The sequence below is a fragment of the Mesorhizobium sp. WSM3859 genome (assembly GCF_002295065.1).
Taxonomy (GTDB): domain Bacteria; phylum Pseudomonadota; class Alphaproteobacteria; order Rhizobiales; family Rhizobiaceae; genus Mesorhizobium.
The window spans coordinates 90,943-106,374 of record NZ_NSGG01000003.1 but is presented as its reverse complement, the minus strand read 5'-3'; the positions used below and the strand labels follow the sequence as shown (position 1 = coordinate 106,374).

Here is a 15,432-nt window from a genome sequence, read left to right as displayed (position 1 = left end):
GCTGCCCCTCACCTGCCTGCCGGCATCCTCTCCCCGTATAGTGACGGGGAGAGGGGCGCCCTCATCGATGACTTCGCCAATCGCCAGCGTTGCAAGAAGGGTGTGATGGCTGCGGCCAGCTTCCTTCTCCCCGTCCCTATACGGGGAGAAGGTGCCGGCAGGCGGATGAGGGGCGGCGCCGACATCCGGCGAGCGGAGGGCCTCGCCTGATGTTTCGCCTCGAAGCCCGCACCTCGACGCCCGCCTGGTTCAATCTGGCCCTCCCGCTCATCGCCATCGCCGTCACGCTGGTGTTGTGCAGCGGCCTCATTGCCGTGGCCGGCGCTGGCGTGATCGAAGCCTATGGCGTGATGCTGTCGGCCTCGCTCGGCGACAGCTACGCCATCACCGAGACGCTGGTGCGCGCCGCGCCGATGATCTTCACCGGCCTCGCCGTGGCGATCGCCTTCCGCGCCAAATTCTGGAACATCGGCGCCGAAGGCCAGTTGCTCGCCGGGGCGGTGGCAAGCTGCTTCGTCGGCGCGATCCCAATGCCGGGCTATCTCGCCATGCTGTTGATGGCGATTGTAGGCGCCGCCGCCGGCGCGCTCGTGGCGCTGGTGCCGGCGACGTTGCGCATCAAATTCAAAGTCGACGACGTGGTGAGCTCGCTGCTGCTCAACTCGGTAATCTATTACGCGCTGATGGCGCTGATCGAAGGGCCGTGGAAGGACACCTTTTCCGGCTACCCGATCTCGCCGCCGATCGAGGATTCCGCCAACTTCCCGGTGCTGATCGAAGGCACGCGGCTGCATCTCGGCGTCATCGTGGCGCTGATCGCAGCACCCCTTTGCTGGTTCCTGATCGCGCGCACCACGCTCGGCTTCCGCATCCGCGTCACCGGCGAAAATCCGGAAGCCGCCCGCTATGGCGGCATCAGCGTGCAGCGCGTGCTGCTCTCCACAGCCCTGCTCTCCGGCGCGCTTGCGGGCTTGGCCGGCGTCGGCGAGGTCGGCGGCGTGCATTTCCAGGTGATGAGCGACATCTCGCCGGGCTATGGCTATTCCGGCATCGTCGTCGCCATGCTCGCCAGGCTCAACCCGCTCGGTGTGGTGCCGGCGGCGATCTTCCTGGCCGCTGTCATGACCGGCGCCGAGGCGATGTCGCGCGCGACCGGCGTGCCGGCTTTCCTCAGCGACGTCATCCAGGGCACGGCGTTGCTTGCCATGCTAGTGGCGCTGCTCTTCACCGCCTACCGCATCCGCCGCGTGGGAGCGCAGACATGAGCGCGGTGCTCGAGCAGATCTTCCAGGTCGGCTTCCTCGCCGCCATCATCCGCATCGCCACGCCGCTCGCTTTCGCCACGCTCGGCGAAATGTTTTCCGAGCGCGCCGGCGTGCTCAATCTCGGCATCGAAGGCATCATGCTGTTGTCGGCCATGGCCGGCTTCACTACCGCGAGCCTCAGCGGCAGCCTGTGGCTGGGCGTGCTGGTGGCCGTGCTTGTCGGTGCGCTGATGGGCGCGCTGCATGCGCTGTTCACCGTGGTGCTGGGGCTGAGCCAGCATGTCTGCGGCATCGGCGTGACCTTGTTCTGCTCGGGCCTCGCCTATTTCCTCTACCGGCTGATCTTCGGCCAGCAATCGGTGCCGCCGAGCATCGACGGCTTCAAGCCGGTGCCGATCCCGGTGCTCGCCGACATTCCAGTGCTCGGCCCGGCCGTGTTCAGCCAGTTCACGCTGGTCTATCTCGCCATCATTGCCGTCCCGCTTGCCGCCTTCGTGCTCTACCGCACGCCATGGGGACTGTCGGTGCGCATGGTCGGCGAAAACCCGCGCGCCGCGGATTCCGCCGGCGTCAGCGTCATCGCCACGCGCTTCCAGGCGGTGATCCTCGGCGGCGCGCTGATGGGGCTTGCCGGTGCTTTCCTCACCATGGCGCAGTTCAACGCCTTCACCTTCGGCGTCGTCTCTGGGCGCGGCTGGGTGGCGATCGCGCTGGTCGTGTTCGGCCGCTGGGATCCGTTGCGCTCGGCCGGGGCGGCGCTGCTCTTTGCCTTCGTCGATGCGCTGCAGCTCCGGATGCAGGCGAGCGGCCTCGGCCACATCCCCTACGAAGCCTTCCTGATGCTGCCCTTCATCTTCACCATCGTCGCCATGGCCTTCATGTCGCGCAACGCGGTCGCGCCCTCGGCGCTGCTGAAGCCGTTCAGGAAGGAGGAGCGGTAGGCGTGGATTTCCTCGCCCCCGCAAAGCGGGGAGAGGTGGCCGCGAAGCGGCCGGGGGAGAGGGGGCTGCGCCGACCGTCGGATGGTTGCTCTTTCGGCGCAGCGTTTGCGCCAAATTCTCAGCCGGTTCCGGCTTCACGCAGGGCGCCCCCTCTCCGTCTCGGCTTCGCCGAGCCACCTCTCCCCACTTTCGTGGGGCGAGGAAAAGCCTCAGATCGCCGTGAACGCGTTGTCGACGAACAAATGCGCGCCGTTGACGAAGCTGGACTCATCGCTGGCCAAAAACAGCGCCGCCTTCGCCACCTCCTCCGGCTCGCCGATGCGGCCCTGCTGCGCGGCCATGGCCGCGTCCGAGACGTCGACGCCGAGCTTGCCGAGATCGGCCACTTCGCGCAGCCCGTGCGGTGTGCGGATAAAGCCGGGGCAGACGGCGTTGCAGCGGATGTTGCGGTCGCGGAACTCGACCGCGATGGCGCGGGCGAACATGTGGCAGGCGCCCTTGGTCGTGTCATAGAGCACCTCGTTCGGCGTCGCCGCCACCGCCGAGATTGACGAGGTGCAGACGATCGAGCCACCGCCCGCGGCGATCATGCTGGGCAGCACCGCGCGGGTCATCAGGAACATCGAGCGGACATTGACGGCATGCAGCCAGTCCCACTCCCGCAGCGTCGTCTCCAGGAACGGCTTTATCACGATGGTGCCCGCATGGTTGAACAGCACCGTGACCGGACCGAGCTTGTCCGTCGCCGCCTTCACCGCGGCCTCGACCTGCGCCTGGTCGGAAACGTCGGCCACGAAATGCTCGGCGACATAGCCGCGTTCGCGGATCGCCGCGGCGGTCTTGCCGGCCGCCTCGCCATTGCGGTCGATGATCGCCACCTTGGCGCCTTCGGCGGCAAACAGCTCCGAAGCCGCCCCCCCCATGCCCGTCGCGCCGCCCGAAACGATGGCGACCTTGCCCGCCAGCCTTCCACCCATTTTCGTCTCCCTGGATTCTGTGAGTGTTTTTTGATGCTATCGCGTCGCGCGGGGAATGGCCAAGCGCTCAAACAAGGCCGTTTCGCCGCTGAAAATCCGTGGTTCCAGGCATTTGTCGGACAGCCCGTGCTCCGCCTGCTCGCTGGATATCCCACTCCGCAGGAGCATGAATTACCTGGATTGCGCCCCTCTCTGAGAACATTCTTCCAAAAATACCTGAAAAATAGCAATCGACAAAGTCTACTAACTTTATAGATTAAGCGGCGAGACGGAGGCCGATATGTCCTATATCCAGAACGCTCAGACCGCCCGCAAGGGCCAAAGGCTGACCGCCGACCAGAGCTGGAGGCCCGCCTATGGCGGCACCTTCGCCTATCTCGTCTTCGCGCTTGCATTCGTGTTCACCGGCGCGGTGGTGCTGGGGTTGATCCCCTGATTTCAAGGCGGGCCGAGACCCGCCGTCAAAACAATCTGAGTTGCGTAACCGGAGTCGAAAGCTGGCCGAGCGCCGGGGCGCTGTCGCGCACCTGCGTCCTCGGATTTGGTTTAAAGGCTTTGGAGCGGGGCAAGCCGACGTCATGGAGGAGATGGCAATGCCGATCGAGTTCACCCATGTTCCCGGTAAGGCTGCCAATGGCAGCTTCTTCTATGATTTCGCCGAGACGGCGACCAAACTGTCGCTGATCGAGGATGCCGGTTTCCGCAGGCTGGTGGTGGACGATCCGGCCGGCCTGCTCACCAATATGGACATCGCCGCGCAGACGCTCGACCGCACCGGTTCGCTGGAGGTGGTGCTGACGCATTGGGCCGGCGTGATCGAGCCGACGGTGGCGGCGAGGCAACTTGCCGCGCTGGACCGCAGCGGCGGCGGCCGCCTGTCGCTTCGCATGCTGAGCGAGCCGCTGGAAGACAGCGATGCCGAGGCGCGGCCGGTCGGCCACAGCGTGGTTTGGCAGCGCATCGACGAATATCTGGTGCTGCTGAAGCGCCTGTGGTCGAACGACAGGCCGTTCGACCATGAAGGTGCCTTCTACAGCGTCCGGGGCGGCTTCGTGCCGCGCAAGGGGCCGCATGGCGCCGATCTCGTCATCCGGCTCGGCGGCCAATCCGGCACCGCGCTGAAGGTCGCCGGCAAGCACGCCGATGTCTTCGAGCTGGCCGCCGGCTCGCCCGACGAGGTGCGGCAATTGATCGAGCGTGCGCGCGGCGCCGCCGCGGAGCACGGCCGCGCCGGCAGGTTGCGCTTCGCGCTGCCGGTGCGCATCCATGCGGATGGCTGGAGCGGAACCCCGGATCATAAGGCGGTCGAGATTGCCGGACCGCCGGCGCGGATTGCCCTGGCGCTTTTGCCCTATGCGGCGCTCGGCATTGAGGAATTCATGATCAGCGGCATCGACCGTCCGGGCGAGATCGCCCGCATTGGGCGCGAAACCATCACGTTGCTCGCGAATTCGCTGGCGCGTCGCGAGGCGGAGGTTCCGCAACCGGGGGCGTTTGCCTCACCGCCCTTTGCGGAACACCGTATAGGCTGAAATCACGGCGTGCCGGAGTACTCCAGGCCGTCCATCACGTAATCCGCGAACAGGAAATCGCGGATGCCGGCGACGCGGCCGTCCTCCCAATCGATGAGGATGAAGTAGCGCGGCGGTCCGTCCGGACGCTCCGGGCTGGTGACCAGGATGGCAGGCCGGCCTTCGACAAGTCCGGTCGCGAAATGCCAATGCGTTTCGTCGGCATAGCGGCCGAAATAATTGCCGACATATTCCTTGCCGTCCGCGCGCAGGCGATTGACCAGCTCCAGCTTGACGTCCTCGGCCAAAAGGCCGCGCAGCGTATCGAAATCCCTGGCGTTGAAGGCAGCCACATAGTCAGCCAAGCGGCGCATGTCCTGCCGGTCGAGCGCCGGACGGTGCGACGCCATGCGCGGCGCGGCCGCCAGCTTGCGCAAGCTTTCGCGCCCGCGCTGCAGCGCGCCCTTGATCGCCATGTCGGATGTTTCGAGGATTTCGCCGATCTCCTCCAGGCTGTGGCCGAGCACGTCCTTCAGCACGACCGCGCATCTTTGCGCCGGCGGCAGTTGCATCAGCTCGGCAAGGCTCGCCTCGGCGGCAATGCGCGCGTCCAGCGCCGAATTCTCGTCGGCGATCGTGTCGAGCTCGACCTCGCTTTCGCGGCCCTGCAAGCGGGCGCGCTTGCGCAGGAAATCGAGCGCTGCATTGTGCGCGATGCGAAACAGCCATGGTTCGGTCCTGTCGGGCATGTCGCCATTCCTGATCGCCACAAAACCCTTGGCCAGGGTCTCCTGGACGATGTCCTCGCCATCGATGACCGATCCGACCATGCGCGACGCGTAGCGGTGCAGCTTGGCTCTCAGCAAAGCGGCTTCGCGCTCGAAGGCGCGAAGCCTGGTTTCGGTCGCCGCAAGGGTCACGCAGCCTCCTTAAAGCGCGTCGCGATCCTTCGGATTCGCTCCATCCGCTTTAGGTCTTTTGTTTTACGCATGTCTTTATCCCGAAACCGGTTCCCACTTTCGGGAGACATGCTTTAGTTCTCCACCCCACCCGTATGGGAATAGGTCGTGTGGCCCATCATGCTCTCGCCGGCGGCCAGTTCGACGATGCTCTTCATGTAATCGGCCAAACGCGGATCGCTGCGAAAGGCCGCGATATCCTCCGCCGAACGCCATTGCGAGATGTTGGCGACCTTGCTGCCGTCGCCGCCGACGACCACGGATGACGACAGCGAGCCCGGCTGCTTGCTGAAGAAGTTTCGCGTACCCTCGGCGAGCGTCCTGGCGAGTTCCTGCTGCTTGCCCGGCTTGGCGGTAAAGACGTTGATCAAGGTCACTGCGGTCGACATGGCTCGGCTCCGTTTGTCCTATGGGCGGAGGCCGTCGCGGCTCTCGCACCTGTTACGACCCTCAAGACGAAGGCGGAACCGGAAACGGAACGGTGGGGCGGAAAAATTTCGATAAGACCCCAGATAACCTTCAACGCACCGCCTCTGCGAACTGCCGCAACGCGGCAATGACGGCCTCAGAGTCCGCCAACGCTCCGAATATCCCGTCCTCGACCGTCACCATGTGCAGCGCCGCTTCATGCGCATACTGGTCGCCGCTGGCGCAGGCGTCCGAGATCGTCAGGCACTGGAAGTTGCGGTCGCAGGCCTCGCGCAACGTGGTGTGCACGCACACATCTGTCGTGCAGCCGGTGAAAAGCAGGTGCGTTATGTCCCGCGCGCGCAGCACCATCTCCAGATCCGTATAGGTGAAGGCGCTGTTGCAGGTCTTGTCGATGATGACGTCCTGCGGCGCCACGTCGACATCGGCGGAGATCTGGAAGCCCGGACCCGAGCGCAGCAGGACATCGGTGCCGTCGAGGCCGGCCCGCTTGCGGCGCCACTTTTCGTAGGGCGTCATGTCCGCCATGTCGGCGCGGTAGCCTTGCCTTGTGTGGATGACGGCGAGGCCTGCGGCGCGCGCCGCAGCAATCAGCCGGTTGACCGCCGGCAGGATGGCTCTCAGCGGCGACGGATCATAACCTTTCCTGGCGAAATAGCCGGTCGGCGATAGGAAATCCTCCTGCAGATCGATGACCAGCAGCGCGGTGTGTTGCGGCACCAGCCTGCCGTCATAGGGAAAGTCGAACGGTATCGCCTTGATCATCCGCGGTCTCCTTCTTCGGTATCGAGCATAGCCTGCCGCGCATGCGGCGGAAGCCCCTGTGGTGACGGCCGGCGCGCACGCCGAGGCGATTGAACAGTGGGCTTCGCCGATTTGTTGGCCTGATTGCGATCTTAATCTTGACTATCAGAGTCATGTTTCATACTCAGTCGGCAGCGCATGGCTGAATGCCGTGACCGAAGTTCGCACCAGCCAGCAGACAACCTGCCGGTTCGTGCCATGACAAAGCGAGGGCGAGACTTGTCCCGGAGCGTTCTGTTCGCGGCGCTGGCCGCATCCGTGATCTTTTCGGCTGAGATAGCCGTGGCGCAGCAGCAGCCCGCAACACCCCCGGCGACCGGTCCGGCAGCGGCCGCCCCCGCGCCTGCCGCATCCGCCGCCAATCCACCGCCCCCAGCGCAAACGCCGGTTGAAGCCGTGCCGGCGGAGCCAGGCATCCAGCCGGCTCCGAGCGCCGCCGTCGGTAAAGAGCCCTCCGTCTCGCTGACACTGCCGCATGACCTCTCGCCCTGGGGCATGTTCATGAATGCCGACATCGTCGTGAAGGCAGTCATTATCGGGCTGGCCTTCGCGTCTCTCGTCACCTGGACGATCTGGCTTGCCAAGTCGCTGGAGGTCTTGGGCGGCAAGCTGAGGGCCCGTCGCGCCGCCGCTGCGATCGGCAACGCCGCGACACTGATGCAGGCCCGTCGTGAACTCGGCCATAGCGGCGGTCCGGGCGCGCTTCTGGTGCGGGCGGCGGAAGAAGAACGGGCGCTGTCGGCCGGTGCGCTCGATCATGTTTCCGGCGACGGCCTGAAGGAACGTGTCGCCTCCAGGCTTTGGCGCATCGAGGCAGCGGCGGCGCGGCGCATGTCGCGCGGCACCGGCCTGCTCGCCACGATCGGCTCGACGGCGCCCTTTGTCGGCCTGTTCGGCACCGTCTGGGGCATCATGAACGCCTTCATCGGCATCTCGCAGGCGCAGACCACCAACCTCGCCGTCGTCGCGCCCGGCATCGCCGAGGCGCTGCTTGCGACCGCCATGGGCCTGGTGGCGGCCATTCCGGCAGTGGTCATCTACAACGTCTTCGCGCGCTCGATAGCCGGCTACAGGCAGATCCTCGCCGATGCTTCCACCGGCGTCGAACGGCTGGTCAGCCGCGACCTGGACTTCCGCACGCTGCCGCCGGCGACGGCCATTGCGGCGGAGTGACGGGGATGGCGGCGCGGATTCGCGAGACTTTCGGCGACGATCTCGAGGAAAACCACGACATCAACGTCACGCCGTTCATCGATGTCATCCTGGTGCTCCTGATCATCTTCATGGTCGCAGCACCGCTCGCCACCGTGGACGTCAATGTCGACTTGCCCGGTTCGACGGCAACGCCCGCGCCGCGCCCCGAAACGCCGCTCTTCCTCACGCTGAAAAGCGATCTCACGCTGGCAATCGGCAATGACAGCGTACCGCGTTCGGCTTTTGCTGCCGTGCTCGACAGCCGCGCCAAGGGCGACAGGCAGACGCGCATCTTCCTCCGCGCCGACAAGACGGTCGGCTATGGCGACCTGATGGAGGTGATGAACCTCTTGCGCGCCGCCGGCTATCTCAAGGTCGCGCTGGTCGGGCTGGAGACGGCGGGCGATACAGGTGGGCGGGCCACGCCCGGAATCCCTGCGACCGGCGCGAACACTTCCTCGACACCGGGCGGAAGCGCGGCGCGATGACGGCCGCCACCCTTTCCCGGATGTCCCAGCCGCGCTTCGGCGCGCGCGATGCCGGCCTGTGGACGAGCGCCGCCGCGATCATTCTGGCCGCGCATGTGGCGGTCGCCTACGCGGTGCAGAATTTGAGTTTCGCCGACACGCAGGATGGCGGTCCGCCGCCGGCGCTGGCGCTCGAGATGGCGCCGCTGGTCGTCGCGCCCACCGTGCCCGAAGAGGCTGCAATGCTGGACACGGTGACACCGGAGCCGCCCGACGCGGCGGAGGAGACGGAAAAGCCTGCCGACGTGAAACCACTGACTGAGCCGGCGCCGGTGGTGGAGCAGGCAGAGCCGGTCACCGAACAGCCACTCGACGATACGCAGGAGGCTGAACAGGCCGCGCCGGCGGAACAGACCGTCGCGGCGCTGAGCGAGCAGCAGCCGCTGAACGAGGTCGTGCCGGACCCTGTCGAGGCGATTGCGCCCGATGTCGTCATTCCGCTGCCGAAGCCCAAGCCGGTGGACGGGGAGGTGAAGGCGCGGAAGCCGGTCGAGGGGAAAAGGAAGCCCGAGAAGAAACCGGTCGAAAAGCCGAAAGAACGGATCAAGAAGGAAAAGGCCCCACCTCCCGGGATGACAACCCCCGCCAGCATCGATGCCAAGGCAGCGGCAAAGGCGGTAGCGCCGCAATACTCCGATGCGGCGCCACGATCGAGCGTCAGCCCGTCGCGCTGGAATTCCAGTCTGCAGGCGTGGATCAGGCGGCACACGCGCTACCCGAGCGCGGCAAGATCCAGACGGGCCGAAGGCACGCCCAACGTGACCTTCACCGTGGATGCCTCCGGCCGGGTGATTTCCGCCAGGCTGGCGCGATCATCCGGCGACTCGGACCTTGATCGCGCCGCGCTCGGCGCGTTGCAGGGCGCCTCGGTGCCAGCGCCGCCGGTGGAACTCGGCGCCCGCGTCACCCGCACGGCACCATTTGTGTTCAGCCTGCGGGACTAGGCCGGCGCGACGGATGGTGGTACGCGCCTGAACTGTTCAACTTTGCCGCGGCATGCTCCCCGCCGAGATCAAGATGACGATGCTAACACGCCGCAACCTTCTCAAAACCGCCGTGGCCGCCGGCGCGGCCGGTGTGGGCCTCTCGGCCGCCGGCAAGTTTGCCGGCTGGGCAGCGGCGAAGCCCGAGCCGCTGATCCTGAAGACCGCCAGCACCGAGGCGCGGCTGATGGACGGAGCGCCGACGAAGAATGTTCTGACCTATGGCGAGGCGGGCCTGCCGCCGGTTGTCAGGATGCGGAAAGGCGAGGCGTTTGCCGCGCGCTTGATCAACGGCATCGACGATCCGACGACCATCCACTGGCACGGCATCCGCGTTCCCAACAAGATGGACGGCGTGCCGTTCCTAGTGCAGCCCTATGTCTATCAGGGCGACCATTTCGACTACACCTTCACCCCGCCCGATGCCGGCACCTTCTGGTATCACCCGCATTGCAACACGCTGATCCAGATGGGTCACGGCCTGACCGGCGTGATCGTGGTCGAGAACCCGAAGGACCCCGCCTTCGACGCCGAGATGGTGATCAACCTGCGCGACTGGCGACTCGGCGACGACGGCCAGTTCATCGAGCAGTTCAGGCCGCGCGATGCCGCCAAGGCGGGCACTTTCGGCACGGTGCGCACCGCCAATTGGCTCGAACAGCCGCAATTCGACGCGCCGGCCGGCGGGCTGGTGCGGCTGCGCGCCGCCCTCACCGACGTCACCCGCATCTACGCCTTCCGCGTCGACGGCGCCGAGGCGACGGTGATCGCGCTCGACGGCAATCCGGTACCGCAACGCTTCACGCCGGATGCCTTGCAGCTGGGACCCGGCCAGCGGCTGGAGCTGGCCGTCCGCATGCCGGACGACGAAGGCGCGATCGTCAGCCTGCGCGACGTCCGGGGCACCAAGCAGAAGATCCTGGCGACGCTGCGTTCGGTCGGCACATCGCTGAAGCATGATCTGCGCGATCTCGGCCCGCTGGAAGTCAATCCGGTGGCGGAAGTGGACCTTTCCAACGCCGGGCGCATTCCGCTGGCGCTGAGCGCCACGGCGGAAAATGTTTCGGCCAACAGCATCTGCGGTTCGCTCGGCTACAGCTTCTGGGCGATCAACAAGGTGCCGTGGCCGGGCGACACGCCCGACCCGGCCGCGCCGCTCGCCGAGCTGAAGCTCGGCCAGAGCTACATCATCGACATGGAGAACCTCACCCCGCACGCGCACCCGATCCATTTGCACGGCATGAGCTTCAAGGTGCTGTCGTCCTCCGCCAGGGCAGTGCAGCCGCTCGTCTCCGACACCTACCTCATCTTGCCCGACGAGAAGGTGCAGCTCGCCTTCGTCGCCGACAATCCCGGCGACTGGCTGCTGCATTGCCACATCATCGAGCACCAGAAGACGGGCATGACGAGTTATTTTCGGGTGGCGTGAGCGCATTGGCGCGCTAGAGCAATTCCAGGAAAAGTGCGAGCGGTTTCCGTCCGGAATTGGGTAAAAACAAAGAGATAGAGCGGTTCGCCGTTTCCGTGAACCGGTGAAACGCTCTAACGCGCGGCATTTCCGCCTCTGTCTCGGGTTGACGCGTTTGGCCGATTGCCTAGGTAGGCAGGAGGGCGCTGGGGCGGCACGCAACTCCGACCGACGGCATGACATTCTTGCGTATTCGAAAACTTGCCTTTGTCGCGGCAGGCATCTCCATCCTGTCGTCCTGTGTCATCCCCGACGATACGTCGAGCATCGCCAAGGTCGATCCCACCACGGCCGCCGCCCGCAAGGAGATGGTCGGTCTCAGCGAGGCCGACGTCCGCATGTGCGCCGGCTTTCCGACCGCGACGGCCGATGCGGGTGCGTCCGGCCAGATCTGGACCTATCAGCGCACCGTACAGCGCGGCAATCTCAGCATCGCGGTCCCAACCATGGCCGTGGGCGCGATCCCCGCTGTCGGCGGCTCCGTCAATGTCGCCCCCGGCGGTTACTGCAACACGCAGATCCGCATGGTCGGCGGTCATGTCGCCGAGGTGGCCTACGCCGGCGACAACAATCTGCCGAACAGCGTCGATGCGCTCTGTGTCAGCACGGTCGACGCCTGCGTGGCCTATGCGCGCCAACGCAATCACAAAGCGACGGCGGTCTCCAGGTGAGTGGACTAAACGTGGTGGCGGTCCGAGACTCCGCTTGTGTCAGCGTCCTCCGCGGTGAATGGCGCCGGACTCCTTTTCAGAAACCTGCCGGCCCCGGTCTCTGCGGGCTTCGGGCGGCGGCACATCCATCAGGTTTCTCACCTTGGCATTGTTGTGAGCCTGGATCACCGCACGACCGAGATGAAGTAAAATCCCGAGCACTGACATTGGCACGTCCTCCATTGGATTGCTGATATGTCGGTGGCGGGCGCCGGACAGTGCCCCTGGTCTGTTTCACGAGAATGGCTCGGAAAGCGGCTAATCGTTTCCAAATCTGTTGACCTGGAAACACTTGCGTACAAGTGGCTTCGATCGCGATGGCCATCCGCGAAGGAGCCGATTGGCTCCGGGGCGCGGTCCGAAATTCGTCCGATACGAAGCCCGTAGTTGGGCAGGATTCAGTCGGGCGCAAGAAGCATGTATGCTCGACGATACTGATTCTTCCGATCATTTTGGCTGGTCGATGTGAGAAAAATCGTCGCTTCACTCACCGTAGCCGTCGTCCTTGTCGTCGGGCTGCTCTTGCTTTTGCCCGCACTTGTTTCGACCGACTGGGTTCGTGGCGAATTGAGCCGGCAACTGTCATCCGCAACCGGAATGACCATTCGGCTGGACGGACCTGTCAGACTGTCGCTGCTGCCCAGGCTGGCAGTGGTCGCGGATGAAATCTCGCTCTCGACCGACACGGGCGACATCGCGATATCCGCTCCGCGCTTCTCGACGTCTATAACGCTGTCGTCGCTATGGTCGAAAAAGCTTGAGATTCAGTCGGTCGCGCTGGCGGATCCGACAATCGCGCTCAAAGCCTCGGCGAGCGCGGAGCCAGCTCCGGAACAGAAGGATGTTCAGGCCGATCCGTTCGCGGCGGTCGTCGATACGCTCGAGCGGCTGGCGATCAACCAGCTGACCATAACGAACGGCACCCTCTCCTCAGGCGCGTCGACCGGCAAGGCCGCCACGGTGACGGCAATCGACGCCGATCTGAGGGTTCCGGACCTCGACGGGGAGGTCTCGTTTTCATTGGCCGGCACCAGCGGCGGCCGTCGCGTCGACATGAGCGGGAGCCTTTCCGCGTTGCGGCCCATCCTGAAACGGCTGCCGGCCCAAATCGCCATCGAGGCGCGGCTCGACCCGGCGCCCGTTGCCAAATTCTCTTCCTTGCAGGCGAGCGGCGAGATCCAGCTCAACGGCAATGGCAGCTATCAGATCAAGAGCGGAAAGTTCGAGGTCGGCGACCAGAGCTTCCAGATGGACGCGCTCTTTCAACCTGGGGCGCGGCATCGCTTCTTCGCCGACCTGGCGGCAAAGCGCGTCGATATCGACGCCTTGAGCGATATAGGAAAAGGCGGTTCGAGCGGGGGCAAGCCTCCGGCCGGCTCCGGAGGGCCCGACCTTGCCATGCTGGCCGCTTTCGACGCCGACATCAGCGTGACAATCGATGAACTGGTCGGCGGCAGGATACGGGCTTCCGATGTCCAGCTCGCCGCAGCATTGCGTGATGGACATCTCGAGGCAAAGCTGGAGCATTTCGGCCTCGATGCGGGAAGCCTCACCGCGAATGCCTCGACGAATGTCGCTGAAACACCTCCCACCATACGGGGTAATATTGCGAGTTCAGGGCTGGACATCGGCTCGATAGCGAAGCTGGCCGGGCAATCCGTGCCGCTGTCCGGCAAGCTCACGGCCGATATGGGGTTCGCTTTTCGCGGGCTCACCGCGCAACGCATCCGCGGCAGCGCAAATCTACAGGGAACGGTCGGGATTCGAGGGGGCAAGCTTGCGCTTGCGGCACTTGGCGATGCCCAGGACCGCACGGCCAACGACATTACCGGGCTCAATCTTGATGCGAAGGTTCGCGACATCGGCAAGCCGGTTGATGTGACAGGCAAGCTTGCCTGGCGGGGGCAAGCCGTGACGTTCAAGTCCCAGGTCGCGCCCGCATCCTTTCTGGCCGGCGGCTCCGTTGCCGACGCGTCCGGGCCGATCAGCCTTTCGGTCTCCGCCAAATACCTCGAAGCCAGCATAAGCGGTACCGTCGGGGGTGGCGGCACGTTCAAGGGCCAGGTCTCGGCCACATCGCCCTCGATCGACAGACTGATGCAATGGCTGGGACAAGGCGCTTCCCGCACCCTGCAGGACTTTGCCTTCAAGGGCGATGTCGATGCCGGCCCGAAGCAATTCTCCTTCCAGAAAGCCGCCATCGCTTTGAACGGCGTCAAGGCGTCGGGACAAGGCTCTGTGAAACTGGGGGGGCCTCTCACTGTCCGGATGTCGCTAAATTTCGCGAAACTCGACCTTGCAGCGCTCGCCGGCGGCGGCGGGGCCGTGGCCGGCGGCAAACAGAAACCGGGCGCGGCAACCGACGCGCCGATCGATCTCTCCCTCCTCAAGGGACTTGATGCCAAGGTGGATATCCAGGCCGACAAGCTCGGCTATGGAAAGGTCTTTGCAGGGCCGGTGGCGACCAGCCTGACGGTGACCGACGGCAAGGCTCACCTGAATGTGCCGCAAAGCTCCTTCTACGGCGGCACGATTGCCGCGGACATGACCGCCGACGGTTCCGGCGACGCCGCTTCCCTGGACCTCAACACCGCAATCGCCGGCGCGGCCGCGGCGCCCTTGCTTCATGACGCGGCGGATTTTGACCGTATCGAAGGAACGCTCGATGCGACGGTCGCCGTCTCAGGCTCGGGAAAGACCACGAAATCGCTTGCCCGCTCCCTCGGCGGCAAGGCAGCGACAAAATTCAGCGACGGCGCCTTCCGCGGCATCGACATAGCGGAGGTCTACAACAACCTGGTCGGACTGCTCGCCGGCGGCTTCAAGCAGGATCAGGCCAAGAAGACGACGTTCACCGCGCTCGGCGCCTCATTCGCGATCGAGAACGGCGTCGCGCAGACGGCGGACATCAGCCTGCTAGGCCCACTGGTGCGAATGGATGGCTCGGGCAGGATCGACCTCGCCGACCAGACGCTCGACATGCGTCTCAATCCACGCGTCGTCGCTTCGCTTGCCGGGCAGGGAGGCGACGTTGCCGTGAAGGGCATCGGGGTGCCGGTCGTGGTCCAGGGCCCGCTCTCCGCGCCCCGTGCCTATCCGGATGTGAGCGCCTTGGCCAAGGACCCGAAGGGTGCGCTGGATATGTTGAGCCGCCTCGGCCTGCCAACCGGAAAACTCAATCTCGACAAGCTGATCCCGGGCCAGACAGGCTCGAACGGCGAGGGCAAGGGAGCGGCGGACCTGATCGGCGATCTTCTGGGCAACGCCGCGCCCCGACCCAAAGTCCCACCGCCCGCTCCGGAACCCGCCGTAGCGCCGGACAACGGCAATACGGAAAACGCGACACCGACGAGTTCGGACACCAGCAGCGAGACCGAGGCCGCCGCGCCGGCGGCGGAATCCGCCCCCGTCGATCCGCAAGCCGACCTCCAACCCGCCCCTGCTTCGCCCGAAGCCCCAAAGAAAGGCGAAATAGACACGCTTCTCGATCAGCTGGCGAACTAGCGTTAGGGTGCGCCGGGATCGCCACGGATTTCGGCTGTTGTGGAATTCAAGCCTGACGGCAGGCTCCGGCCATGCCGGCGCGTACATGATCTAACGCTCATATGTGCGGCCGAAAATCAAAGTGATCTCGGCCGCCGCAAATCGCCCCCAATCGGGACGT

At 65.3% G+C, this 15,432-nt stretch carries 15 protein-coding genes; 10 read left to right on the top strand and 5 right to left on the bottom strand.

Going from position 1 to position 15,432, the window contains the following annotated elements; all coding sequences use genetic code 11:
- Nucleotides 1-209 precede the first annotated feature (209 nt).
- Both CK230_RS07365 and CK230_RS07360 read left to right on the top strand, forming a co-directional pair.
- A complete protein-coding gene (locus tag CK230_RS07365) occupies nt 210-1,265 on the top strand; it encodes an ABC transporter permease (protein ID WP_095816551.1) in 1,056 nt (351 codons plus the stop codon).
- On the top strand, nt 1,262-2,206 hold the full coding sequence (locus CK230_RS07360; protein WP_095816550.1) for an ABC transporter permease: 945 nt from the start codon (nt 1,262-1,264) through the stop codon (nt 2,204-2,206). The genes CK230_RS07365 and CK230_RS07360 overlap by 4 nt, the downstream gene beginning before the upstream one ends.
- A 209-nt stretch (nt 2,207-2,415) precedes the next feature.
- Here CK230_RS07360 and CK230_RS07355 read toward each other — a convergent pair whose 3' ends face one another.
- Nucleotides 2,416-3,183, bottom strand: a complete 768-nt coding sequence (locus tag CK230_RS07355; RefSeq protein WP_095816549.1) for an SDR family oxidoreductase — start codon at nt 3,181-3,183, stop codon at nt 2,416-2,418.
- A gap of 280 nt (nt 3,184-3,463) precedes the next feature.
- On the opposite strand from CK230_RS07355, the gene CK230_RS07350 reads away from it, so the two are divergent.
- On the top strand, nt 3,464-3,619 hold the full coding sequence (locus tag CK230_RS07350; RefSeq protein WP_095816548.1) for a hypothetical protein: 156 nt from the start codon (nt 3,464-3,466) through the stop codon (nt 3,617-3,619).
- Between the two features lie 157 nt (nt 3,620-3,776).
- Entirely contained in the window at nt 3,777-4,715 is a 939-nt protein-coding gene (locus tag CK230_RS07345; RefSeq protein ID WP_095816957.1) for an LLM class flavin-dependent oxidoreductase, read from the top strand.
- A gap of 2 nt (nt 4,716-4,717) precedes the next feature.
- Here the strand turns inward: CK230_RS07345 and CK230_RS07340 are convergent, their stop codons facing one another.
- The 3 genes from CK230_RS07340 to CK230_RS07330 form a co-directional block, all read right to left on the bottom strand.
- Nucleotides 4,718-5,614, bottom strand: a complete 897-nt coding sequence (locus CK230_RS07340; protein ID WP_245429850.1) for a sigma-70 family RNA polymerase sigma factor — start codon at nt 5,612-5,614, stop codon at nt 4,718-4,720.
- Nucleotides 5,615-5,727: 113 nt separating this feature from the next.
- A complete protein-coding gene (locus tag CK230_RS07335; protein WP_095816547.1) occupies nt 5,728-6,042 on the bottom strand; it encodes an antibiotic biosynthesis monooxygenase in 315 nt (104 codons plus the stop codon).
- A 130-nt stretch (nt 6,043-6,172) separates the two neighbouring features.
- Nucleotides 6,173-6,847: an isochorismatase family cysteine hydrolase gene (locus CK230_RS07330; RefSeq protein WP_095816546.1), complete on the bottom strand. Its 675-nt coding sequence runs from the start codon at nt 6,845-6,847 to the stop codon at nt 6,173-6,175.
- A 258-nt stretch (nt 6,848-7,105) separates the two neighbouring features.
- Between CK230_RS07330 and exbB the strand changes: the two genes are divergently transcribed.
- From exbB to CK230_RS07305, 5 genes are all read left to right on the top strand, one after another.
- Nucleotides 7,106-8,059 (top strand): tonB-system energizer ExbB, encoded by a 954-nt coding sequence (exbB, locus tag CK230_RS07325; RefSeq protein ID WP_095816545.1) that lies wholly within the window; start codon nt 7,106-7,108, stop codon nt 8,057-8,059.
- Nucleotides 8,060-8,064: 5 nt separating this feature from the next.
- Nucleotides 8,065-8,568 carry a TonB system transport protein ExbD gene (gene exbD / locus CK230_RS07320; RefSeq protein WP_095816544.1) on the top strand — a complete coding sequence of 168 codons (504 nt, stop codon included), beginning with the start codon at nt 8,065-8,067 and terminating at the stop codon, nt 8,566-8,568.
- Entirely contained in the window at nt 8,565-9,551 is a 987-nt protein-coding gene (locus CK230_RS07315; RefSeq protein ID WP_095816543.1) for an energy transducer TonB, read from the top strand. Before exbD ends, CK230_RS07315 begins: the two co-directional genes overlap by 4 nt.
- A 73-nt stretch (nt 9,552-9,624) precedes the next feature.
- Nucleotides 9,625-11,019, top strand: a complete 1,395-nt coding sequence (locus tag CK230_RS07310; protein ID WP_095816955.1) for a multicopper oxidase family protein — start codon at nt 9,625-9,627, stop codon at nt 11,017-11,019.
- 215 nt (nt 11,020-11,234) lie between these two features.
- The gene (locus tag CK230_RS07305) at nt 11,235-11,729 is read left to right on the top strand and encodes a hypothetical protein (protein ID WP_095816542.1); all 495 of its coding nucleotides are present in this window, start codon (nt 11,235-11,237) and stop codon (nt 11,727-11,729) included.
- Between the two features lie 39 nt (nt 11,730-11,768).
- Here CK230_RS07305 and CK230_RS33055 read toward each other — a convergent pair whose 3' ends face one another.
- Nucleotides 11,769-11,936, bottom strand: a complete 168-nt coding sequence (locus tag CK230_RS33055; RefSeq protein ID WP_176480042.1) for a hypothetical protein — start codon at nt 11,934-11,936, stop codon at nt 11,769-11,771.
- A 297-nt stretch (nt 11,937-12,233) separates the two neighbouring features.
- On the opposite strand from CK230_RS33055, the gene CK230_RS07300 reads away from it, so the two are divergent.
- Nucleotides 12,234-15,272, top strand: a complete 3,039-nt coding sequence (locus tag CK230_RS07300; protein WP_095816541.1) for an AsmA family protein — start codon at nt 12,234-12,236, stop codon at nt 15,270-15,272.
- Nucleotides 15,273-15,432 lie beyond the last annotated feature (160 nt).